Raw genomic sequence first — 22,651 nt, forward strand, 5'->3', positions numbered from 1 at the left:
GAGACCCCCGAGCAGTTCGGTGTGTGGGTGCGCGTGGGCGTCGTGCTCGGCGACGCGAGCGCGCTCGACGAGCGCACGCAGGAGCTCGCCTACCTGGGGCTGCTCGCCGCGGTGCTCGTCGGGACGGCGCTCGGCGCGTCCGGCACCGCGATGCAGGCGGTCGCGCGCAACCCGCTCGCGTCGCCCGACACCACGGCGGTCAACGCGGGCGCCTACCTCGCGCTGACGCTGGCCTCGGCGTTCGGCACGACGCTCGCGCCGCTGGCGGGCGTCGGCGTCGCGTTCGTCGGCGGCATCGCCGCGGCCGCGCTCGTGATCGGCCTGTCGAGCGGGCGCAGCGTGTCGGTGGTGCGGCTCGTCCTCGCGGGCTCGGTCGTCACGATGGGTCTCGCGTCGATCACGTCGGTCGTCATGCTGCTGCTGCCGTGGGAGGTGCAGGGCATGTTCGCGTGGGGCGCCGGGTCCCTGAGCCAGAACGGCTCCGCGACGGTCGTGCGCGTGCTGCCCGTGGTCGCCGCAGGCGTGGTCGCGCTGCTGCTGCTCGCGCGGCGGCTCGACGTGCTGCAGCTCGGCGACGACGCGGCGCGGTCGCTCGGCATGCGGGTCGGCGCCACGCGCGTCGTCGTCGTGGTCGTCGCGGTGCTGCTCGCGGCGTCCGCGGTGTCCGTCACCGGGCCCATCGGGTTCGTCGGGCTGTGCGCGCCGCTGCTCGTGCGCCTCGCGGCGCGGCGCGTCCGGCAGCTCACGCGGCACCGCGTGCTGATCCTCGCGAGCGCCGCGACCGGCGTCGCGCTCGTGCTCACCGCCGACGTGCTGCTGCGCGCCGTGTTCGGGTCGGTCGCCGGCGTCACCGTGCCCACGGGCGTCGTGACGAGCGCGCTCGGCGCCGTGTTCCTGATCGTGCTCGCACGCCGGCTGCGCAGCGGCGACACCGGCGAGGCGCTCGCCGGCATGCGCGCCGGCACCGCGCTCGGGCGGCGCGCGCCCTGGCTCGTGCTGACCCTCGCCGGCGCGGCTCTGCTCGCCGCGCTCGTGGCGGCCGTGCTGCTCGGCGACCGCGCGCTGCTGCTCGGCGACGTCGACCTGTGGCTGCGCGGCGCCGCGTCGGTGCGGCTCGAGATCATCCTCGACTCGCGCATGCCGCGCGTCCTCGCGGCGCTGCTCGCGGGCGCGTGCCTCGCGCTCGCCGGTGCGCTCGTGCAGGCCGTGACGCGCAACCCGCTCGCCGACCCGGGCGTGCTGGGCGTGTCCTCGGCCGCGGGGCTCGGCGCGGTCGTCACGATCGTCGCGGTGCCGGCCGCGGGCTTCGCGACGCTGTTCGGCGGCGCGCTGCTGGGCGCGGCCGTCGCGGCCGTGGTCCTGCTGGGCGGCACGCGCGGCGGCGACCAGGTGCGCACCGTGCTCGTCGGCGTCGGCATCGGCGCGTTCAGCAGCGCGCTGACGACGCTGCTGCTGGTGCGCTCCGACCCGTGGAACCAGAACAAGGCCATGACGTGGCTCGCGGGCTCGACCTACGGCGCGACGTGGGTCCAGCAGCTGCCGATGGTCGTCGTGCTGGTGCTCGCCGCGGCCGTCCTCGCGCGCACGTCGCGCGACCTCGACGTGCTGCAGCTCGACGACCTCACCCCGCGCGTGCTGGGCGTCGCGGTGCCGCGCGCGCGGCTCCTGCACGTCGCCCTGGCGATCGTGCTGACCGCCGCCGCGACCGCGTCGATCGGCGTCGTCGCGTTCGTCGGGCTGGTCGCGCCGCACGCCGCGCGCCTGCTCATCGGCAAGCGGCACGCGCTGCTGCTGCCGCTCACGGTGCTGCTGGGCGCCACGCTGGTCGTGGTCGCCGACCTCGTGGGCCGCGCCACGATCGCGCCCGCGCAGCTGCCCGCGGGGCTCGTGACGTCGCTCATCGGCACGCCGTACTTCCTGTGGCTGCTGTGGCGCATCCGCACCGACCGGTGACGTGGTCGCTGCACGTCACCGGCACGACGCTCGGCGGACCCGGGTGCGTCAGGGCAGCCGCACCGCTCGCTCGACCGCGAGCAGCCGCGTGAGCACGCTCGCGCGCACCTCGGAGCCGAGCGCCTCGAGCTGCCGCATGCCGACGCCACGCCCGGTGTGCACGCCGCGCTGCGCGACGACCGTCTGGGTCCACGTGGTCTCCCACAGGCCCTCGCGGCCGTGGCGCCGCCCGTACCCGGACGCCCCGACGCCGCCGACGGGCGCGCCGACGGTCCCCCAGATCAGCTGGTGCGTGTCGTTGACCGCCACCGCACCGGCGTGCACACGTGCCGCGAGCGCGGCCCCGCGCGCGGCCGACCGCGTCCAGACCGCGGCGACCAGGCCCAGGTCGGAGTCGTTCATCGCGGCGACGGCCTCGTCGTCGGACGCGACCGGGTACACCGCGACGACGGGCCCGAACGTCTCCTCCCGGTGCAGGCGAGCGACGTCGGGCACGTCGGCCAGCACGGTCGGCTCGTAGAAGTACGGGCCGAGGTCGGGGCGCTGCTCGGCCCCCACCAGGACGGTCGCGCCGTGGCCGACCGCGTCCTCGACGTGCTCGACGACGCGCGCGAGCTGCGCGGGGCCGACGAGCGACCCCATGTCGGCGCGGTAGTCGAGCCCGGCGCCCAGGCGCAGCGCGGCGGTGCGCCGGACGAAGGCGTCGACGAACGCCTCGCGCACGTCCTCGTGGACGTAGATCCGCTCGACGCTCGCGCACAGCTGCCCCGCGGAGCCGAAGCACGCGCGCACGGCGCCCTCGGCGGTGGCCTCGACGTCGACGTCCGCCGCGACGTACATCGCGTTCTTGCCGCCGAGCTCGAGCGTCACGGGCACGCCCAGCTCACCGGCCCGCGCGGCGACCACGCGCCCCGAGCGGGTCGACCCGGTGAACCCCGCGTGGTCGACGTGCTCGAGCAGGCCCATGCCGACGTCCGGGCCGCCGACCACGACCTGCAGCAGGTCGTCCGGCAGGCCCGCGTCGGCGAGCAGCTCGGCGGACCACAGCAGCGTGAGCGCGGTCTGCGGGTCGGCGCGCAGCAGCACGGCGTTGCCCGCCACGAGGGCCGGCAGCGCGTCACCCAGGCCCAGCGACAGCGGGTAGTTCCACGGCGTGATCACGGCGACGACGCCCACGGGGTGACGCAGCACGCGCGCGGAGGTGAACGGCGGGAACAGCCCCCGCACGGTGCGGGGCGCGAGCAGGCGACGCGCGCGCAACGCGTAGTAGCGCGCCGCGTTCGCGACGTCGCCGACCTCGTCCCACGCGTGCGTGCGCGCCTTGCCCGTCTCGACCTGCAGCAGGTCGAGCACGTCGGACTGCCGCTCGAGCAGCAGGTCGTGCGCACGCAGCAGCACCGCGGCGCGCTCGGTGACGGGTCGCGCGGCCCACGTCCGCTGCGCAGCGCGCGCCCGCCGCGCCGCCTCCGGCAGGTCGTCCACCGAGGTCAGCGGGACCGCGGCGACGGGGCTGCCCGTGAACGGCGCCGTCGAGGTGGTGGTCGCGTGGCCCGGGCCGGCGACGACGTGCGCGAGGAGCGGCCGCACGTCGTCGGGCTCGAGCACGTACGTCGCGAGCGGGTCGGTCTCGGGGTCGTGCAGGTCGGCATGCTCGTGCGCCATCACGCCAATCTACGCCGGGGCCCGGCGAGCCGGCCGCGACCCGCCGCAACCCGCCGGTGCCGCCCGGACGACCTGGATCCGACCGATCGGTGTCCGCCCCACGGGACGACGCCCGGTCTCGCGCACCACGCGTCTCACGGTGGGGCCGTCTCGGAGCCCGAGCCCTCCAGGGCTCGGGCAGGTCAGAGCAAGCGCACGTCAGAGCACGGGCACGTCAGAGCGCGAGCGTCGCCGCGACGTCGGGGTCGACGAGCGCGAGCGCGGCGGCGCGCGCGTCGGCCGCGGTGCGGGCGCGCAGCACGGCGCCCGCGATCGCCTCGCACGTCGCGCGCGTGTGGTGCCGCACCGCGTACCGCACGGCGGGCAGCGCCCCGGCGGCCATCGACAGGCTCGTGACCCCGAGGCCCACGAGCACGAGCGCCATGAGCGGGTCGGCCGCGGACTCGCCGCACACGCCCACGGGCTTGCCGGCCTCGAGCCCCGCGCGCGCGGTCGTGGCGACCAGGTCGAGCACCGCGGGCTGCCACACGTCGAGCAGGTCGGCGAGCTCGCCGCGCAGCCGGTCGGTCGCCATCGTGTACTGCGCGAGGTCGTTGGTGCCGATCGACACGAAGTCGACCTCGGCGAGCAGGTCGCGCGCCCGCAGGGCCGCGGCCGGGACCTCGACCATGACGCCCACGGTCGCGACACCCGCGGCACGTGCCCGGGCGGCGAAGTCGCGAGCCTCGTCGGGCGTCGCGATCATCGGCGCCATCACCCACGGCGTCGACCCCGTGGCCTCCTGCGCGCGGGCGAGCGCGGCGAGCTGCGTGTCGAGCAGCTCGGCGTGCGAGCGGACCAGGCGGTAGCCGCGCACGCCGAGCGCGGGGTTCTCCTCGTCGGGCTGCGTCGCGAACGCGAGCGGCTTGTCGGCGCCCGCGTCGAGCGTGCGCACGACGACCTTGCGCCCGTCGACCGCACGCAGCGCCGCGGCGTACGCGTCGGCCTGCTCGTCGACGGTCGGGGCCTGCGTGCGCTCGAGGAAGAGCACCTCGGTGCGGAACAGCCCGACGCCCTCGGCGCCCGCGCCGACACGCTCGGCGTCGGCGGCCGTGCCGATGTTCGCGAGCAGCGCGACGGCGTGCCCGTCGGCGGTCGCACCGGGTCCGGTGTCCTGGGCGAGCGCCGCGTCGGCCGCGCGGCGACGCTCGAACGCGTCGCGCACGGCGTCGTCGGGGTCCGGTGTCACGGTGCCGGCGGCGGCGTCGACCGCGACGACCGTGCCGTCCGCGAGGTCGGTGACGCCGTCGACGCGCACGACGCACGGCAGGCCGAGCTGGCCCGCGATGATCGCGGTGTGCCCCGTCGGGCCGCCCAGCTCGGTGACGATCGCGAGCACGTTCGTGAGGTCGAGCGCCGCGGTGTCGGCGGGCGCGAGGTCGCGCGCGACGACGACCGACGGCTGCTCCAGGTGCGGCACGCCCGGCTCGGGCAGACCGACGACGCGGGCGACGACCCGGTCCCGCACCGAGCGCAGGTCGGTGACGCGCTCCGCGAGGTACCCCCCGGCCTGCTCGAACATGGCCGCGAACGTGCCGACGACCCCGTCGATCGCGGCGACGGGCGGCTCGCCGCCGTCGACGCGCGTGAGCACCTGGCCGCGCAGCACGGCGTCGTCGGCCATCTGCGCGGTCGCGGCGAGCACGTCCCGCACGGTCCCCGCCGCCGTCTCGGCCTGCGCGCGCAGACCGGCGGCGACGTCGGCGAACGCGCGCTCGACGACCGTGCGCACGTGCGCGGGCGTGGCCGGCGCACCGTCGACGAGGAGCGGCTCGTCGGGTGCGACGTCGGGCGCCGGCCGCACCTGGGCGACCGGGCCGACGACCGCGCGCCGCCCCACGCCGACGCCGCGCAGCGCGGTCCCGGCGGGGGCGGACGTCGTCGTCACGACGCGCCCCCGGCCGGCTCGGTCTCGGGGGCGTCGAGGTCGGTCGACAGCAGCGTCACGAGCTCGTCGAGCACGCGGTCGGCGTCGGGGCCGTCGGCCGCGAGCGTGACCTCCTCGCCGTGCGGCACGCCGAGCGACATGACGAACAAGATGCTCGCGGCGTCGACGGGCGCGCCGCCCGCGCGGGCGATCGTGACCGGGACGCCGGAGGCGGCGACGGCCTGGGTGAACAGCATCGCGGGGCGGGCGTGCAGGCCCACGCGGGACGCGACGGCGACGGTGCGCTCGGCCATGGTGGCTCTCCTTCGAGGTGGTGCGGGGGTGTGGGGGCGGGACGGTCGGGCGCCAGGCTCAGGCGGGCTGCCCGACGAGGGTCGCGTCGCGCTGCTCCTCGGCGGCCCGCTCGGCGGCGACGACGGGGTCGTGCGCGAGGGACTTGAGCAGCACGACCAGCGCGGTGCTGACGAGCGTGCCGACGACGACGGCCGCGACGAACCCGAGCGGGTTGCCGATGAGCGGCAGGACCCACACGCCGCCGTGGGGCGCGACGAGCGTCGAGCCGAACGCCATGGCCAGGGCCCCGGTCACGGCCGAGCCGACGACCGAGGACACGATGACGCGCCACGGGTCGGCGGCGGCGAACGGGATGGCGCCCTCGGAGATGAAGGACGCGCCCAGCAGCCACGCGGCCTTGCCGTTCTCCTGCTCGGCGTGCGTGAACAGCCGCTTGCGCACCGTGGTGGCCAGGGCCATCGCGAGCGGCGCGACCATGCCGGCGGCCATGACCGCGGCCATGACGCGGTACTGCGTCGCGTCCGCGGCCAGGCCCTCGGTGGCCAGGCCCGTGACCGCGAACGTGTAGGCGACCTTGTTGATCGGACCGCCCAGGTCGAAGCCCATCATCGCGCCGAGCAGCAGGCCGAGCAGCACCGCGCTGGTGCCCGACAGCCCGTTGAGCCAGCTCGTCAGCCCGTCCATGGCGGCGGCGATCGGCCTCCCGATGAGCACGAGCATGACGACCCCGACCACGGCCGACGACAGCAGCGGGATGACGACGACCGGCATGACGCCGCGCACGCCCTTGGGGACGTTCCAGCGGCTGATCCACAGCGCGACGCCACCGGCGAGGAAGCCCGTGACGAGGCCGCCGAGGAACCCGGCGCCGACGAACCCGGCGGCCGCGCCGCCGAGGAACCCGGGCACGAGGCCGGGGCGGTCGGCGATCGCGTACGCGATGAAGCCGGAGAGCACGGGCACGAGGAACCCGAACGCGAGCTGCCCGGTCTTGAGCAGCACGACCGACCAGTCCTGCAGCGACGCGGGGTCGAACGCCGCGACCACCGTGGCCGCGTCGACCTTGGTGACCTCGATCGCGCCCTCGGCGCCGCCCCACGCGACCTGCGCGAGCATGAACGACAGCGCGATGAGGATGCCGCCCGCGGCGACGAACGGGATCATGTACGACACGCCCGTCATGAGCCACTGCCGCACCTTGGTGCCGGCACCGGCGTCGCGGTCGACCTTGGTCGCGGGCGCCGCGGCGGGAGCGGCGGCGGCGCCGGCGGGCACGCCCGCCTCGACCGCGGCGACCGCGGCGGCGATGACGCCGGGCGCGTCGTGCACGGCCTTCTTGACGCCGACGTCGACGAACGGCTTGCCGGCGAACCGCTGCTTGTCCTTGACCTCGAGGTCGGCGGCGTAGATGACGCCGTCCGCGGCGGCGATGAGCGCGGGGTCGAGCGGGGTCGAGCCCGCGGCGCCCTGGGTCTCGACGTGCACCTCGTGGCCGGCGGCCTTGCCCGCCTGCTCGAGCGCCTCGGCGGCCATGTACGTGTGGGCGATCCCCGTGGGGCACGAGGACACGGCGACGAGCTTCACGACGGCACGACCTCTCGCGTGACGATCGCCGCGACGGTCGCGGCGTCGGGCGCCTCGAGCAGCGACGTCCGGAAGGACTCGTGCACGAGGCGACGCGCGAGGGCGGCGAGGATCTGCAGGTGGTCCGCGTCGCCGGAGGCGGGCGCGGCGATGAGGAAGACGAGGCGCGCGGGCCCGTCGGGGGCGCCCCAGTCGACGCCCTGCGCGAGCTTGCCGACCGCGAGGCTCGGGACGACGACGTGCTCGGAGCGCGCGTGCGGCAGCCCGACGCCGCCGGGCATGCCGGTGGCCATCTGGGCCTCGCGCGCCGCGACGTCGGCGGCGAACCCGTCGGCGTCGGTGACGCGGCCGGCGGCCGCGAGCAGGTCGATCAGCCGACGCGTGACGTCGGTCCGGTCGGTCGCGGCGAGGTCGACGGCGACCAGGTCCGCGGTGATCAGCGGGGTGGTGGTGCTCACGGGGCTCACAGCTCCTTCAGTGCGAGGTGGGGGTCGGGGGTCTCGACGACGCGCACGGCGTCGAGGTCGAGCTGGTCGGGGCCGGGCACCTCGGTGCCCGGGAGCAGGACGGCGGCGCGGCCCCACGCGACGGCGGTGCGCAGCCGGTCGGCGCACGAGCCGGTGCCCGCGAGGTAGCCCGCGAGCGTGGAGTCGCCCGCGCCGACGGTCGACAGGGGCACGAGCGGCGGGCCGCCGGCCCACCACGTGCCGTCCTCGCGCACGAGCAGCGCGCCGTGCGCGCCGAGGCTCACGAGGACCGCGGTGGTGCCCTGTGCGATGACCTCGCGCGCGGCCTCGACGACGTCGCCCACGGTGACGAGGTCGCGGCCGACGAGCTCGGCGAGCTCGTCCTCGTTGGGCTTGACGAGGCTCAGGCCCCCGGCGCGCACGGCCCGCGTGAGCGGGGCGCCCGAGGTGTCGAGCACGAGCGGTACGCCGTGGCGCCCGGCGAGCCCGGCGAGCCGGACGAAGAACGCGTCGCCGGCGCCGGCGGGCAGCGAGCCGGCGGCGACGACCGCGCGGGGCGCGGACGTCAGCTGGTCCTCGACGGCCGCGAGCAGCGCGTCGACCTCGGCGTCGGACAGCCGCGGGCCGGGCGCGTTGACCTTGGTGGTGACGCCGTCGGCCTCGACGAGCGTGACGTTGGTGCGCGTGTCCCCCGCGACGGGCACGGGGACGGCGGGCACGCCGTGCTCGCCGAGCAGAGCGACGAGCCGCGCGCCGTCGGCGCCGCCGGCGGGCACGACCGCGACGGCGGCGAGGCCGTGCCGTGCGAGGGCCCGGGCCACGTTGATGCCCTTGCCGCCGGGGTGCACGTGCGCGGCGTGCGCGCGGTTGACCTCGCCGACCTCGAGCCGCTCGACGTCGAGCGCACGGTCGAGGCTGGGGTTGGGCGTGACGGTGACGATCATGCGCGCACCACGCGGGTGCCCGCGGCCTCGATCTCGTCGGCGAGCTCGGGCTCGACCGCGCCGTCGGTGACCAGGGTGTCGACGTCGGCGAGCGCCGCGACGTGCGCGAGGTCGACGCGACCGACCTTGGTGTGGTCGGCGAGGACCACCGTGCGGCGGGCGGCGGTCACCAGCGCGCGCTTGACGGCGGCCTCGGCGAGGTCGGGCGTCGTGACGCCGTGCTCGGCGGTGATGCCGTTGGCGCCGAGGAACGCGACGTCGACGTGGATCTCGGCGAGGTCGCGCAGCGCCCACGACCCGACGGCCGCGAGCGTGCGCCCGCGGACCGTGCCGCCGACGAGGTGCAGCGTGGTGCCGGGTCGCGTCGCGAGGACGGTCGCGACGGGCAGCGCGTGCGTCACGACCGTGAGCTCGCGGTCGGTGGGCAGCAGCTCGGCGAGCCGGACGGTCGTGGTGCCGGCGTCGAGGATGATCGCGCCGCCGTCGGGCAGCTCGTCGAGCGCGGCCTTGGCGATGCGCTCCTTCTCGCCCGAGAGCAGGCCCTCGCGGTCGGCGAGCCCGGGTTCGAAGCCGAGCCGCTCGACCGGGATGGCGCCGCCGTGCACGCGCCGCACGAGCCCGTGCCGCTCGAGCGCGGTGAGGTCGCGGCGGATCGTCTCGGCCGTGACGTCGAGCTCGGCAGCGAGCCGCGTGACGTCGACGCGGCCGTCGGCCCGCGCGCGCGTGAGGATCTGCTGGTGTCGCTCCGGTGCGTACACATCGACTCCGTCGTCCCGTGCCGCCGAGGTGGCGGCTGCGTCCCAGGATCACCCCGTCCGCCACGTCTGTCAATGCCAAACGGGCATGTTCGGAAGTGAATCAACATCCGCTTCTGTGGTGACAGACATCGCCGCAGGTCGGTCGATGTCCGGTCCGGGCATCGAGCTGCCCGGATGCGCCCCGGGCCCGGCGCTGATGCACCGGGCCCGGGGCTCGCGAGCGCCGCGCCGACCGCGGCGGGGCGCTCAGGTCGCGTTCACGCGCCCCACGAGCGCGTACAGCTCGTCCGCGGTCGTCGCGCGGGCGACCGCGTCGGCCTGGTCGGGGTCGGCGAACACGAGCGCGATGCGCGACAGCACCTCGAGGTGCTCGCCGCCCGCCCCCGCGATCCCGACCACGACGCGCACGGGCGACCCCTTCCAGTCGATCGGGTCGGCGTAGCGCACCACGCAGACGGCCGAGCGGCGGATGTGGGGCGTCGCGTCGAGCGTGCCGTGCGGGATCGCCAGGCCGTTGCCCATGAACGTCGTCATGGTCCGCTCGCGCTCGAGCATGCCCTCGACGTACTCGGGGGCCACGGCGCCCGCCGCCACCAGCAGCGCCCCGGCCTCGCGCACGGCCTCCTCGTACGTCGTCGCACGGCCGTCCGCGACGCACAGCTCGCGGGTCAGCACCTCGCCGCCGTCGTGCGCGTCGCTCATCGGGCCACCGTCCCGTCCCGCGCGGCGAGGACCTCGGCGACCACCTGGTCGTACACCGGGCTGCTCATGAAGTTGTCGACCGACAGGTGCCGCGTGGAGGGCGCCTGGAGCCGGGCGCGCGCGGTCAGCTCGCGCTGGCTGATGACGAGGTCGGCGGAGTCGTCGAGCGTCGCGACGGCCTTGTTGACGACCGTGACCTCGTCGGCGCCGGCCCTGCGGAGCTTGTCCCGCAGCACCGCCGCGCCCATGACCGACGACCCCATGCCGGCGTCGCACGCGAACACGATCAGCCGCACGGGTGCGACGTCCGCGTCCTGCTCGCCGCTCCCGGCTGCGCCGTCGACCGCGGGAGCCCCGCCTGGAACGAGCGCGCCGAGCGCCGCGCTGGACCGCCCCTTGTTGGCCTCGGTCTGCGCGACCGCCGCCGCCAGGTCGCCGCTCTCGCCCGCGGCCAGGTCGCGCTTGCGCGTCGCCCGCAGGATCACGGCGGCGACGAGGAACGAGACCGTCGCCGACAGCAGCACCGACAGGGTCACGCCCAGGTAGCTGTCCCGCGCGGTCTGGGCGTACACCGCGAAGATGCTGCCCGGCGCCGCCGGGCCGACCAACCCGCTGCCGAAGACGACGTTCGTCGCGATGCCCGTGGCCCCGCCCGCGATCGCGGCGACGATGAGCATCGGCTTCATCAGCACGAACGGGAAGTAGACCTCGTGGATGCCGCCGAGGAACTGCACGGCGATGGCACCGGGTGCGGTCGAACGCGCGACGCCCACGCCGAGCAGCGCGTAGGCGAGCAGGATGCCCAGGCCCGGCCCGGGGTTGGCCTCGACGAGGTAGAGCAGCGACTTGCCGTCGGCGACGACCTGCTGCGCACCGAGCGGCACGAGCACGCCGTTGCCGATCGCGTTGTTGAGGAACAGCACCTTGGCCGGCTCGACGACGAGCGCCATGGCGGGCAGCAGGTGGTTGTCGGCCAACCAGCCCACGACCGAGCCGAGCCACGTGCTGATCTGGGTGACGACCGGCGCGATGCCGAAGAACGCCGCGACCGACAGCGCGCCGCCGACGATGGCCGCCGAGAACATGTTGACGAGCATCTCGAAGCCCGGGCGGATCTTGCCCTCCCACAGGCCGTCGACGAGCTTCATGACCCACGCCGCGAGCGGGCCCACGATCATCGCGCCGAGGAACATCGGCACGGTGCTGCCGACGATGATGCCGAGCGTCGCGATGGTCGCGACGACCCCGCCGCGCTCGCCGTGCACGATGCGTCCGCCGGCGTTGGCGATGAGCAGCGGCAGCAGGTAGGTGACCATCGGGCCGACGAGCCCGAGGTACTGCTGGAACGTCGTGCCGTCGTCCGCCTCGACGAGCTGCGTGGCGGCGCCCTGCCAGGCACCGGCGACGTCGGCGTTGCCGAACCCGCCGAGGACCCCGTTGGGCAGCCAGCCCACCGAGATGAACAGGGCGGTGATGAGCCCCCAGGCCAGGAACGCCGGGAGGTTGGGCATGATCATGCCGGTGAGGAAGGCGCCGAAGCGCTGCAGGCGGACCTGGGCGGTCCGTCCGCGCGCGAGGCTCGGTGCGGCTGGTGCGGTGGTGGTCATGGCCGGGTCACGCTCCGCTAGGTCGGGCCGGGGCGCACGTCCGCCGGCCGTGATCGTCGTTGATCGGTGCTGCAGTGCGGTGCTGCTCTGTGGTGGTGCGGGTGGTGCTCGGGTGCGGGTGGTGCGGCGCCGCTGCCCACGGCGGGTGGTGCGGACCGTCGCCCCGCCGGCCGCCGGTGGGGCGCGGCCGGCCGGGGCGGGGCCTCAGGGCTCGATGGTCACCTTGATGCCGGCGCCCGAGCGCACGACGTCGATGCCCTCGGCGACCTGCTCGAGCGGCAGCCGGTGGGTGATGAGGTCGCTCACGGGCACCGAGCCGTCGGCGATCATGGCGAGCGCCGTGCGGTTGTGCGCGGGGCTCGACCCGTTGGCACCGACGATCGTCAGCTCCTTGTAGTGGACGAGGTTGGAGTCGAGCGTGATGGTCGGGCGGTCCTTGGGCAGACCGCCGAAGAAGCTGATCCGTCCGCGCGGCGCGACCATGCGCAGCGCCTGCTCCTGCGCCGCGCCCGACGCGGCCGCGGTGATGACGACGTCGGCACCACGACCGCCGGTGAGCTCGAGGACGGCCTCGACGGGGTCCTGCTCGGACGCGCAGACCGCGGCGTCGGGCTTGACCACGTCGGCCGCCATGTCGAGCCGCGCGCGGCTGAGCTCGACGAGGTAGACCGCCGACGCGCCGCGTGCCCGGGCGAGCCGCACGTGCAGGCACCCGATGGGGCCGGAGCCCACGACGACGACCGTGTCGCCGTCGTGCACGTCGGCGATCTCCTGCGCGTTGATCGCGCACGCGAACGGCTCGGCGACCGACGCCTCGGCGAAACCGACGCCGTCGGGGATGCGGTTGAGCCCGTCGACGGCCAGCACGGTCGGGGGCACGATCATGAACGGCGCGAACCCGCCGTCGTAGTCGTAGCCCATCGACACCTGGTGCGGGCAGATCGTCTCGAGCCCCCGGGTGCACCACGCGCACCGCCCGCACGGGATCGCGGCGATGACCTGCACGCGGTCGCCCGGCGCCCAGCCGTCGACGCCGTCGCCGACCTCGACCACCTCACCGGCGATCTCGTGCCCCATGACGCGCGGCGGCACGATGCGCTGGTGCCCGGACGTCGAGATCTTGACGTCGGTCCCGCACATCGAGCACGCACGGACCCGGATCTTCACCTCCCCCGCGGCCACCTCGGGCTCGGGGGCGTCCTCGAGACGGACGTCACCGGGTGCGTAGAACCGGAAGACCTTCATCGCTCTCCTCGCAGCATGCGCTCGAGGCCGCGGCGGGCGCCCCGGTGCGACGTCGCACCGGGCGGACGTCGTCGTCGGCCGTCCCTCGCGCGGGGTGACGTGCCCCCGCGTCGTGTCCAGAATGACCGAGTCAGGGCGGGGATGTCAACAGATTCCCACACAAGCGGTGCCGAACGGGCGCCGCTCGATGTGGGAACGGGCCATCGGCACGAGGCGCGTCCGCGCGGCGCACCACGCGAACGCCGCCGTCGCCCCACCCGCGCCTCGCCCACGCGGCCGGCGATGCCGTAAGGTAAGGCTCACCTAGCACCCGTTCCGCGGGCCGCCCGGACGAGCCCGCACGGGCCCCGGCCCCGCGCCCCTCCGCGAAGGACACCATGCGCTCTGCGCCCGCACGCCGCGCCCTGCGACCCCTCGTCGCCGCCGCCGCCGCGTCACTCCTGCTCGCCGCCTGCTCGACGGGCGACCCCGCCGGCACCCCCACGGGCGGTTCGTCGGCCGGCGCGTCCGGCGACTTCCCCGTGACGATCACCAGCACGTTCGGCGACACGACCATCGAGTCGCAGCCCGAGCGCGTCGCGACCGTCAACTGGGGCAACCACGACGTGCCGATCGCGCTCGGCGTGGTCCCCGTCGGCTTCGCGAAGCAGACCTACGGCGACGACGACGGCGACGGCGTGCTGCCCTGGACGTACGAGGCGCTCGAGGGTCTCGGCGCGACGGGCGACGACCTGCCCACGCTCTTCGACGAGACCGACGGCATCCCCATGGAGGCCGTCAACAACGTCGAGCCCGACGTCATCCTCGGCGCCTACTCGGGCATGACCCGCGAGGACTTCGACACGCTCTCGCAGATCGCGCCGACCGTGTCGTACCCGAAGTTCGCGTGGGGCACGAGCTGGAAGGACATGGCGCTCATCGACGGCGAGGCCATCGGGAAGAAGGCGCAGGCGCAGGACCTCGTCGACGACGTGCTCGCCCAGATCGACGCCGCGCTCGCCGAGCGCCCCGACGTCGCGGGCAAGACCGTCGCCTACGCCTGGTTCGACCCGTCGAACCCCAGCACGATCGGCGTCTACACGCCGCTCGACGCGCGCGTGCAGCTGCTCGCCGACCTCGGGCTGGAGAACGCGCCGTCGGTCGTCGACCTCGCGGGAGACACCGACCAGTTCTACGTCAACCTCGCGTCCGAGCAGGCAGACACGCTCGCCGACGCCGACATCCTCGTGACGTACGGCGACGACTCCATGCTCGCGACGCTGCAGGCCGACCCGCTGTTCAGCAAGATCCCGGCCGTCGCCCGCGGCTCGGTCGTCGTGCTCGGCAACACCGACCCGATCTCGGCCGCGACGTCCGGCCCGACCGTGCTGTCGCTGCCCTGGGCCCTCGACGACTACCTCGACCGGTTCCAGGCCGCCGCCGAGAAGGTCGGGTGACGCTCACCCCCACCGCCGCCACGCCGGCCGCACCCACCCGGGTGCGGCCGGCGTCGCTGCGCCGACGCCGCACCGTCGGCCTCGTGGTCGGCGTCGTCGCCCTGCTGCTCGCGGTCCTCGCCTCGCTCGCGTTCGGCGCACGCGTCGTCGGCTGGCAGGACGTCGTCGCGGGCGTGCTGCACCCCGACACCTCGCAGATCGCGCAGGCCGCCGTGCAGTCGCGCGTCGCCCGCACCGTGCTCGGCCTGCTCGTCGGCGCGGCGCTCGGCGTCGGCGGCGCCGTGCTGCAGGGCCTGACGCGCAACCCGCTGGCCGACCCCGGCCTCCTCGGCATCAGCTCGGGCGCGTCCCTCGCGGTCGTGCTCGGCATCATGCTGCTGGGCCTGTCGACGCTCACGCAGTACGTGTGGCTCGCGTTCGCGGGGGCCGCGCTCACGTCGCTGCTCGTCTACGCGATCGGCTCGCTCGGCCGCGAGGGCGCGACCCCCCTCAAGCTCGCGCTCGCGGGCGCCGCGACCACCGCCGCGCTGAGCTCGGCGATCTCGATGGTGCTGCTCAGCCGCACCGACGTGCTCGACACGTTCCGGTTCTGGCAGGTCGGCTCGCTGGGACGCGCGTCCCTCGCCGAGATCGGCCAGCTCGCGCCGTTCCTCGTCGCGGGTGCCGTCCTGGCGGTCGGCAGCGCGCGCGGCATGGACGCGATCGCGCTCGGCGACGACGTCGCCGTCGGGCTCGGGCAGCGCGTCGGGCTCGTGCGCGCCGCCGGGGGCGTGGCCGCCGTGCTGCTGTGCGGCACGGCCGTCGCCGCCGCGGGCCCCATCGGGTTCGTGGGGCTCGTCGTCCCGCACCTCGCGCGCGTGCTCACCGGCCCCGGGCACCGGTGGCTGCTGCCGTACAGCGCCGTGCTCGGTGCGTCGCTGCTGCTCGCGGCCGACGTCGTGGGGCGCGTCGTCGCCCGCCCGCAGGAGGTCGAGGTCGGCATCGTCACGGCCGTGCTCGGCGCGCCCGTGTTCATCGCGATCATCCGCCGCCACAAGGTGCGCGAGCTGTGACCGCGCTGCTGGGCGCCCGCGCGGCAGGCGGGACGCCGGCCGCGACCGGTGCGGTCGTCGCGCGCGGCCGCCGTGCGCGCACCCGCCGACGCCGCACGGTGGTCGCCGTGCTGTCGCTGCTCGTCGCCGCGCTCGTCGTCGTCACGCTGTGCGTCGGCGAGCGGGTGTACACGCCGCTCGAGGTGCTGCGCGTGCTGCTCGGCGAGCAGGTGCCGGGCGCGTCGTTCAACGTCGGCGTGCTGCGCGCCCCGCGCGTGCTCACGGGCGCGCTCGTGGGCGTCGCGTTCGGCACGGCCGGCGCCGTCTTCCAGACCATGCTGCGCAACGCGCTCGCGAGCCCCGACATCATCGGCGTGAGCGCGGGGTCGAGCGCCGCCGCGGTCGTCGCGATCACGATGTTCGGCCTGTCCGGCCCCGCGCTGTCGGCCGTCGCGGTGGTCGTCGGGCTGGCCGTCGCGGTGGTGATCTACGCGCTGTCGTGGCGCGGGGGCGTGCACGGCGCGCGGCTCGTGCTCATCGGCATCGCGGTCGGCGCCATGCTGCAGTCCGTCATCGCCTACGCCATGACCCGCGCCGGGATCTACGACGCGAACGAGGCGCTGCGGTGGCTGACGGGGTCGCTCAACTCCGCCTTCTGGGCCACGGTCGGGCCGCTCGCCGGGTCGCTCGCGCTGCTGGTGCCTACCCTGCTCGTGCTCGCGCGTCGCCTGCCCGCGCTGCAGCTCGGCGACGACGCGGCCGCCGGGCTCGGCGTCGCACCGGACCGCTCGCGGCTCGCGCTGCTGGTCGTCGCCGTCGCGACCATCGCGGTCGCAACCGCCGCGACCGGGCCGATCGCGTTCGTCGCGTTCCTGTCCGGGCCGATCGCGCACCGCCTGCTGCGCGGCACGGGGCGGCTCCTCGTGCCCGCCGGCCTGGTCGGTGCGGTGCTCGTGCTCGGCGCCGACCTCGTGGGGCAGCACCTGCTGCCCGCACGGTTCCCGGTCGGCGTCGTCACGGGCGTGCTCGGCGCGCCCTACCTGCTCTGGCTGCTGGCCAGGACCAACCGCTCCGGAGGCTCCCTGTGACGGACTCCCCCGCCGTGCACACGCTGGCCGTCGACGCCGTGACCGTCGGCTACGACGACCGCGTCGTCGTGCACGACATGACGCTGTCGGTCGCCCCCGGCGCCATCACGGCGATCGTCGGCGCCAACGGCTGCGGCAAGTCGACCCTCCTGCGCGCGATGGCCCGGCTGCTCAAGGCCCGCACGGGTCGCGTGCTGCTCGACGGCACACCCATCGACACGATGCCCTCGCGCGAGGTCGCGACCGTGCTCGGGCTGCTGCCCCAGACGCCCGTGAGTCCCGAGGGCATCGCCGTCGCCGACCTCGTCGGCCGCGGGCGGTACCCGCACCAGGGCTGGTTCCGCCGCTGGACCGCGCAGGACGACGCGGTCGTCGAGCAGGCGCTCGTCGCGACCGACACGCTCGACCTCGCGGACCGCCCGGTCGACGAGCTGTCGGGCGGGCAGCGCCAGCGCGTGTGGATCGCCATGGCGCTCGCGCAGCAGACCGACGTGCTGCTGCTCGACGAGCCGACGACGTTCCTCGACGTCGCGCACCAGGTCGAGGTCCTCGACCTGCTCACCGACCTCAACCGCGAGCGCGGCACGACGATCGTCATGGTGCTGCACGACCTCAACCTCGCCGCGCGGTACGCCGACGACCTCGTCGCGCTGACCGACGGCCGGCTGTACGCGCAGGGCGACCCGGCCGACGTCGTCACCGAGCGGATGGTGCGCGACGTGTTCGGCATGGCCGCGCGCGTCGTGCCCGACCCGGTCTCGGGCTGCCCGCTCGTGCTGCCCGTGGGCCGGCACCACGCGCACGGCGACCCGGCCACGGACGGCGAGGACCGCCCGACCGCACCGGCGGCCGAGGCGCCCGCGGCGCAGCGGGTCGGCTGAGCCGGCTCCCGGCTCGTCCTCGCGCGACCTCGTGATCGGTCGCGCTCGCCGGGGCGCGCCGCGACCGACGACGGCGTCGCCGTCGCTCCCCCACCTGCGCCGGTGCGCAGCGCACGGCGCCGGGCGCGCCGCAGGGCCGGGCACGCGCCCGGCCCTGCGTGCGGACGTCAGCGCGGCTGGTAGGGCGAGACGACGACCTCGATGCGCTGGAACTCCTTGAGGTCGGAGTACCCGGTGGTCGCCATCGCGCGGCGCAACGCACCCACGAGGTTGAGCGTGCCGTCGGCCGTGTGGCCGGGGCCGAAGAGGATCTGCTCGAGCGTGCCCACGGTGCCGACCTCGACGCGCTCGCCGCGCGGCAGCTGCGGGTGGTGGGCCTCGGAGCCCCAGTGGAAACCGCGTCCGGGGGCGTCGGTCGCGCGCGCGAGCGCCGCGCCGAGCATGACGGCGTCGGCGCCGCACGCGACGGCCTTGACGAGGTCGCCCGAGCGACCGACGCCGCCGTCGGCGATGACGTGCACGTACCGGCCGCCGGACTCGTCGAGGTAGTCGCGGCGCGCGGCCGCCACGTCCGCGACGGCCGTCGCCATGGGTGCGTGGATGCCGAGCGACACACGCGTGGTGTGCGCGGCGCCGCCGCCGAAGCCGACGAGGACGCCCGCGGCGCCCGTGCGCATGAGGTGCAGCGCGGCCGTGTAGGTCGACGCGCCGCCGACGATCACGGGCACGTCGAGCTCGTAGATGAAGCGCTTGAGGTTGAGGGGCTCGGCGCGGCCCGACACGTGCTCGGCGGACACGGTGGTGCCGCGGATGACGAACAGGTCGACGCCCGCGTCGACGACCGTGCGCCAGTGCTCCTGCGTGCGCTGCGGGCTGAGCGCCCCCGCGACGACGACGCCCGCGTCGCGGATCTCCTGCAGCCGCGCACGGATCAGCTCGGGGCGGATCGGCGCGGCGTAGATCTCCTGCATGCGCGCGGTCGCGCGCGCCGGGTCGAGCGTCGCGATCTCGGCGAGCAGCGTGGTCGGGTCGTCGTACCGCGTCCACAGGCCCTCGAGGTCGAGGACCCCGACGCCGCCGGCCTGACCGAGCGCGACGGCCGTCGCCGGGCTGACCACGGAGTCCATCGGCGCGGCCAGGATCGGCAGGTCGAAGTGGTAGGCGTCGATCTGCCAGCCGACCGAGACCTCCTCCGGGTCGCGCGTGCGCCGCGAGGGCACCACCGCGATGTCGTCGAAGGAGAACGCCCGGCGTCCTCGCTTGCCCCGTCCGATCTCGATCTCGCTGCTCACCGGACGAGCCTACCGGCGGGCGGGCCGTCGCCGGCCCGCCGTCCGGTCAGCGGCCGGTGTAGTTGGGCGCCTCGACGGTCATCTGGATGTCGTGCGGGTGCGACTCCTTGAGCCCCGCCGGCGTGATCCGGATGAACTGCCCGCGCTCCTGGAGCTCGGGGATCGTGTGCGCGCCGACGTAGAACATCGACTGGTGCAGACCGCCCACGAGCTGGTGCGCGACGGCCGACAGCGGGCCGCGGTACGGCACCTGGCCCTCGATGCCCTCGGGGACGATCTTCTCGTCGGTCGCGACGTCGGCCTGGAAGTACCGGTCCTTGGAGTACGACACGCGCCCGCGCGAGGCCATCGCGCCGAGCGAGCCCATGCCCCGGTAGTGCTTGTACTGCTTGCCGTTGACGAACACGAGGTCGCCGGGCGACTCGTCGCAGCCCGCGAGGAGCGAGCCGAGCATGACCGTGTCGGCGCCCGCGACGAGCGCCTTGGCGATGTCGCCCGAGTACTGCAGGCCACCGTCGCCGATGACGGGCACGCCGGCCGGCTGGCACGCCTGCGCGGCGTCGTGGATGGCCGTCACCTGCGGGACGCCGACACCGGCGACGACGCGCGTGGTGCAGATCGAGCCCGGTCCGACACCCACCTTGACGGCGTCGACCCCCGCCTCGACGAGCGCGGTCGCCCCGGGCCGCGTCGCGACGTTGCCGCCGATGACCTGCACGTGCCGGGTCGCCGGGTCGGACTTCAGGCGCCGCACCATGTCGAGCATGAGCCGCGCGTGGCCGTTCGCGGTGTCGACGACGAGCACGTCGACGCCCGCCTCGACCAGTGCCGTCGCGCGCTCCCACGCGTCGCCGAAGAAGCCGATCGCCGCGCCGACCACGAGACGCCCGTCGGCGTCCTTGGTCGCGTGCGGGTACTGCTCGGACTTCACGAAGTCCTTGACGGTGATGAGGCCCGCGAGCTTGCCCTGCTCGTCGACGAGCGGCAGCTTCTCGACCTTGTGCTTGGCGAGCAGCGCCGCGGCGTCCTCGCGCGCGATCCCGACCGGCGCGGTCACGAGCGGCATCGCCGTCATCTCGTCGCGCACGCGCCGCGTCGCGAACTCGGCGGGCGGCACGAACCGCAGGTCGCGGTTGGTGATGATGCCGAGCACGCGGTTCTCGTCGTCGACGACCGGCAGCCCGGAGACGCGGTAGGTGCCGCACAACGCGTCGAGCTCGGCGAGCGTCGCGTCGGGGCCGACCGTCACGGGGTCGGACACCATGCCCGACTCGGAGCGCTTGACGACGTCGACCTGGTGCGCCTGGTCGGCGATCGACAGGTTGCGGTGCAGGATCCCGACGCCGCCCTGCCGCGCCATCGCGACGGCCATGCGGGCCTCGGTGACCGTGTCCATGGCCGCCGACACCAGCGGCACGCGCACGCTGATCTCGCGCGTCAGCCGCGACGTGGTGTCGACCTCGGACGGGATGACGTCGGTCTCGCCGGGCAGCAGCAGGACGTCGTCGTAGGTGAGGCCGACACGGGCGAACGGGTCCGTCGGGGACGTGGGGACGTCGTGCTCCGTCATCGCCCCAGGATACGTGGCCGCGGAGGTGGCCCGGACGGCGGGTCCCGCGTGCCGGACACCGGTCGGGCGCCGGTGCCCGAGCACGTGACGGGACGGACGTCCACGCCCGACCCGTGAGGTCAGTCGATGATGCCGCGCCGCAGCCCGATCGCCACGGCCTGCGCGCGGTCGGACGCCCCCAGCTTGCGGAACAGCCGGCGCGCGTGGGTCTTCACCGTGTCCTCGGACAGGAACAGCTCCTGCCCGATCTGCGCGTTCGAGCGGCCGTGGCTCATGCCGACCAGGACCTCGATCTCGCGCTTGGTGAGGACGGGCGTGGGCTCGGCCGGTCGTGCGGCGACACCGGTGTCCGCGCGCACGACCTGACTCTCCTGCAGCGGGTTCGCCGGGTGGGGCACACCCGGGACGACGGCGCCACCGGTCACGGGGCTCGCCTGCACGTGCGCGGCGACGGCGGCCAGCTCGGCACGGCCGACGTCGGGCGCGAGGAAGCCCCGCGCACCGAGCGCGAGCGCACGGTCGAGCGCCTCACCGTCCTCCGGCCCGGCGAGCAGCACGACGGCCGTCGACGGCGCGACGGCGCGCAGCCGGCGGATCGCCTCCGTCGGGCCTGCGCCCGGCAGGTGGGCGTCCAGCAGGACCACGGTGGGAGCGATGCGGCGCGCGAGCGCCAGCAGCTCGTCCGCGGTCGCCGCCGCCCGGACCGGCGCCAACGACGGCACTCCGATCGATGTCACGACGAGCCGCTCGCGGACGGTCGCCGAGCCGTGGCAGACCACGACTCCAGCCATGGGTTTCCTCCTCGCGCCGATCCCGACACCACATGCGTGCACGGGTCCATGCCTGCATCGGCGTTACCGGTGCGTCACGTTAGCCTTCACGGCCGACCACCGGGAATCCGCACGCCGTTTCCTCACGGATGACGGTTCCCGCGTGGTATGCCGTCACGCTATCGGGCCAGCACGTCGACCCTGGGTGAGACGCGCGTCACAGCGGTGCGGCCTGCGCGACGACCGCGAGCATCTCGTGCACGAGCCCCGTCAACGTCCGGGCGCGGTGGACCGTGCGGTCCAGCGGCACGCGCGCCCCGGCCGCCTCCGGGACCATGACGAACTGCGGCAGGTCCTCGCGCTCCCGGGCGAGCGCGGTGACGACCGACAGGTCAGGCGCCGACGCCTCCGAGATCGTCACGACGGCGCGGGCGCGCGTCATCAGCGCGAGCTCCCCCGCGTGCCGCGGCGAGACCGGACCGGCGACGAGGCGCGCGTCGACCCCGCCGTCGACGAGCGCCGCGGCGACGGCGTGCGCGAGCAGGGGGCGCGCCTCGCCCGGCACGGGCAGCAGCAGGACCACGGCCGCACCCGCACCCGGGGGCGCCGCGGTGCGCGCGCGCAGCGCGGCGAGGACCGCTCCGGCGAGCGTCGCGCGCGCGTCGACACCCGGGCGCTCGACGACCGTGCGCCGCGCGAGCGCGACGACCGCGGGCTGCACGAGCCCCTGCCACCACGTCGTGACGTCGTCTCCCGGACCGAGCCCGAGCAGAGCCGCGCAGCGCTCGGCGCGTCCCGTCAGCGCGGCGTCGACGAGCGCGACCACGCCACCGGTGCCGGCGGGCCGCCCCGCGGCGGCCTCGACCGACGGGGACGCCGCCCCGCCGCCGGTGCGCGCGGTGGGCAGCCGCGCCGTGAGGTCGTCGCTGCCGGGCGCCGGCGCCGGGCTCGCACCGACCGGGGCGGCGAGCGCGAGTCGCGCCGCCTCCGACGGCGCGACGCCGTCGATCGTGAGGCGCCGCATGACGAGGAGCCGCTCGAGGTCGGCCGGTGCGTAGCGCCGGTGCGCGCCCGCGTGGTGCTCGGAGGGACCGAGGCCGTAGCGCCGGTCCCACGTGCGCAGGGTCGCGGGCGCGACCCCGAGCCGCCGGGCCACGGCGGCGACGGTCAGGGCGGGCCGGTCGGCGCCGGTCTCCGCGTGCCCGTCGGGACCGTCGACGGGGCCCGCCGACGCCTCCACGCCCTCGAGCCCGTCCTCGGCTGCCGCGACCATGACGCGATTGTGCCAGCCGTGCACCCGCCGCCCCACGTCGAACCGACCGCCACGGCGGCGGGAGAGCAGGCGCGCAGCCCCGCGGAGACCCGGGACGCTCCACGATCGATTCAGCAGATCGCGCCAGCGAAGAGGGTCTTGAACAACTTCTGAAGCGGTTGTACGGT

General features: G+C 75.5%; 19 protein-coding genes. 5 read left to right on the plus strand and 14 right to left on the minus strand.

Annotated elements, in window-relative coordinates; genetic code table 11:
• Positions 1–1,953: iron ABC transporter permease (locus ATM99_RS09145; RefSeq protein WP_062102598.1), on the plus strand; the 1,953-nt coding region annotated here is incomplete at its 5' end.
• Positions 1,954–2,001: 48 nt separating this feature from the next.
• Here the strand turns inward: ATM99_RS09145 and ATM99_RS09150 are convergent.
• From ATM99_RS09150 to ATM99_RS09195, 10 genes are all read right to left on the minus strand, one after another.
• Positions 2,002–3,615, minus strand: a complete 1,614-nt coding sequence (locus ATM99_RS09150; RefSeq protein WP_062102600.1) for a succinic semialdehyde dehydrogenase — start codon at positions 3,613–3,615, stop codon at positions 2,002–2,004.
• Positions 3,616–3,829: 214 nt separating this feature from the next.
• Positions 3,830–5,542, minus strand: a complete 1,713-nt coding sequence (gene ptsP, locus ATM99_RS09155) for a phosphoenolpyruvate--protein phosphotransferase (protein WP_190278810.1) — start codon at positions 5,540–5,542, stop codon at positions 3,830–3,832.
• Positions 5,539–5,835: an HPr family phosphocarrier protein gene (locus ATM99_RS09160; protein WP_062102602.1), complete on the minus strand. Its 297-nt coding sequence runs from the start codon at positions 5,833–5,835 to the stop codon at positions 5,539–5,541. Before ATM99_RS09160 ends, ptsP begins: the two co-directional genes overlap by 4 nt.
• Before the next feature lie 58 nt (positions 5,836–5,893).
• Positions 5,894–7,420 (minus strand): PTS fructose transporter subunit IIC, encoded by a 1,527-nt coding sequence (locus ATM99_RS09165; protein WP_062102604.1) that lies wholly within the window; start codon positions 7,418–7,420, stop codon positions 5,894–5,896.
• On the minus strand, positions 7,417–7,878 hold the full coding sequence (locus ATM99_RS09170; RefSeq protein ID WP_082659492.1) for a PTS sugar transporter subunit IIA: 462 nt from the start codon (positions 7,876–7,878) through the stop codon (positions 7,417–7,419). The genes ATM99_RS09165 and ATM99_RS09170 overlap by 4 nt, the downstream gene beginning before the upstream one ends.
• A gap of 5 nt (positions 7,879–7,883) precedes the next feature.
• On the minus strand, positions 7,884–8,831 hold the full coding sequence (gene pfkB, locus ATM99_RS09175; RefSeq protein ID WP_062102606.1) for a 1-phosphofructokinase: 948 nt from the start codon (positions 8,829–8,831) through the stop codon (positions 7,884–7,886).
• Complete coding sequence (locus tag ATM99_RS09180) at positions 8,828–9,589, minus strand: DeoR/GlpR family DNA-binding transcription regulator (RefSeq protein WP_046528934.1); 762 nt, start codon at positions 9,587–9,589, stop codon at positions 8,828–8,830. The genes pfkB and ATM99_RS09180 overlap by 4 nt, the downstream gene beginning before the upstream one ends.
• A gap of 246 nt (positions 9,590–9,835) precedes the next feature.
• A complete protein-coding gene (locus ATM99_RS09185; protein WP_062102608.1) occupies positions 9,836–10,291 on the minus strand; it encodes a PTS sugar transporter subunit IIA in 456 nt (151 codons plus the stop codon).
• The gene (locus tag ATM99_RS09190) at positions 10,288–11,898 is read right to left on the minus strand and encodes a PTS mannitol transporter subunit IICB (RefSeq protein ID WP_062102610.1); all 1,611 of its coding nucleotides are present in this window, start codon (positions 11,896–11,898) and stop codon (positions 10,288–10,290) included. Before ATM99_RS09190 ends, ATM99_RS09185 begins: the two co-directional genes overlap by 4 nt.
• Before the next feature lie 204 nt (positions 11,899–12,102).
• Positions 12,103–13,143 carry a zinc-dependent dehydrogenase gene (locus tag ATM99_RS09195; RefSeq protein ID WP_062102612.1) on the minus strand — a complete coding sequence of 347 codons (1,041 nt, stop codon included), beginning with the start codon at positions 13,141–13,143 and terminating at the stop codon, positions 12,103–12,105.
• Positions 13,144–13,520: 377 nt separating this feature from the next.
• On the opposite strand from ATM99_RS09195, the gene ATM99_RS09200 reads away from it, so the two are divergent.
• From ATM99_RS09200 to ATM99_RS09215, 4 genes are read left to right on the plus strand one after another with little or no spacing between them, the layout of a single operon-like run.
• Entirely contained in the window at positions 13,521–14,579 is a 1,059-nt protein-coding gene (locus ATM99_RS09200; protein WP_062102614.1) for an iron-siderophore ABC transporter substrate-binding protein, read from the plus strand.
• Entirely contained in the window at positions 14,576–15,631 is a 1,056-nt protein-coding gene (locus ATM99_RS09205) for an iron ABC transporter permease (protein WP_062102616.1), read from the plus strand. Before ATM99_RS09200 ends, ATM99_RS09205 begins: the two co-directional genes overlap by 4 nt.
• On the plus strand, positions 15,628–16,698 hold the full coding sequence (locus ATM99_RS09210; protein ID WP_082659485.1) for an iron chelate uptake ABC transporter family permease subunit: 1,071 nt from the start codon (positions 15,628–15,630) through the stop codon (positions 16,696–16,698). The genes ATM99_RS09205 and ATM99_RS09210 overlap by 4 nt, the downstream gene beginning before the upstream one ends.
• Complete coding sequence (locus ATM99_RS09215) at positions 16,695–17,579, plus strand: ABC transporter ATP-binding protein (RefSeq protein ID WP_062102618.1); 885 nt, start codon at positions 16,695–16,697, stop codon at positions 17,577–17,579. The genes ATM99_RS09210 and ATM99_RS09215 overlap by 4 nt, the downstream gene beginning before the upstream one ends.
• A 167-nt stretch (positions 17,580–17,746) precedes the next feature.
• Here ATM99_RS09215 and ATM99_RS09220 read toward each other — a convergent pair whose 3' ends face one another.
• The 4 genes from ATM99_RS09220 to ATM99_RS09235 all read right to left on the minus strand — a co-directional run bounded on the left by ATM99_RS09220 (position 17,747) and on the right by ATM99_RS09235 (position 22,484).
• Positions 17,747–18,871: a GuaB3 family IMP dehydrogenase-related protein gene (locus tag ATM99_RS09220; RefSeq protein ID WP_062102620.1), complete on the minus strand. Its 1,125-nt coding sequence runs from the start codon at positions 18,869–18,871 to the stop codon at positions 17,747–17,749.
• A gap of 46 nt (positions 18,872–18,917) precedes the next feature.
• Complete coding sequence (gene guaB / locus ATM99_RS09225; RefSeq protein WP_062102622.1) at positions 18,918–20,441, minus strand: IMP dehydrogenase; 1,524 nt, start codon at positions 20,439–20,441, stop codon at positions 18,918–18,920.
• 119 nt (positions 20,442–20,560) lie between these two features.
• Entirely contained in the window at positions 20,561–21,232 is a 672-nt protein-coding gene (locus tag ATM99_RS09230; protein ID WP_062102624.1) for a response regulator transcription factor, read from the minus strand.
• 196 nt (positions 21,233–21,428) lie between these two features.
• The gene (locus ATM99_RS09235; protein WP_062102626.1) at positions 21,429–22,484 is read right to left on the minus strand and encodes a MerR family transcriptional regulator; all 1,056 of its coding nucleotides are present in this window, start codon (positions 22,482–22,484) and stop codon (positions 21,429–21,431) included.
• Positions 22,485–22,651: the final 167 nt, after the last annotated feature.

The organism is Cellulomonas sp. B6 (assembly GCF_001462455.1).
Classification (GTDB): Bacteria; Actinomycetota; Actinomycetes; order Actinomycetales; family Cellulomonadaceae; genus Cellulomonas.

Bases quoted from the DNA above. Each gene is read 5' to 3' on its own strand.
- guaB (WP_062102622.1), bottom strand. From the start codon at position 20,441: ATGACGGAGCACGACGTCCCCACGTCCCCGACGGACCCGTTCGCCCGT.
- ATM99_RS09150 (WP_062102600.1), bottom strand. From the start codon at position 3,615: ATGGCGCACGAGCATGCCGACCTGCACGACCCCGAGACCGACCCGCTC.
- ATM99_RS09185 (WP_062102608.1), bottom strand. From the start codon at position 10,291: ATGAGCGACGCGCACGACGGCGGCGAGGTGCTGACCCGCGAGCTGTGC.
- ATM99_RS09190 (WP_062102610.1), bottom strand. From the start codon at position 11,898: ATGACCACCACCGCACCAGCCGCACCGAGCCTCGCGCGCGGACGGACC.
- pfkB (WP_062102606.1), bottom strand. From the start codon at position 8,831: ATGATCGTCACCGTCACGCCCAACCCCAGCCTCGACCGTGCGCTCGAC.
- ATM99_RS09200 (WP_062102614.1), top strand. From the start codon at position 13,521: ATGCGCTCTGCGCCCGCACGCCGCGCCCTGCGACCCCTCGTCGCCGCC.
- ATM99_RS09195 (WP_062102612.1), bottom strand. From the start codon at position 13,143: ATGAAGGTCTTCCGGTTCTACGCACCCGGTGACGTCCGTCTCGAGGAC.
- ATM99_RS09230 (WP_062102624.1), bottom strand. From the start codon at position 21,232: ATGGCTGGAGTCGTGGTCTGCCACGGCTCGGCGACCGTCCGCGAGCGG.
- ATM99_RS09160 (WP_062102602.1), bottom strand. From the start codon at position 5,835: ATGGCCGAGCGCACCGTCGCCGTCGCGTCCCGCGTGGGCCTGCACGCC.
- ATM99_RS09235 (WP_062102626.1), bottom strand. From the start codon at position 22,484: ATGGTCGCGGCAGCCGAGGACGGGCTCGAGGGCGTGGAGGCGTCGGCG.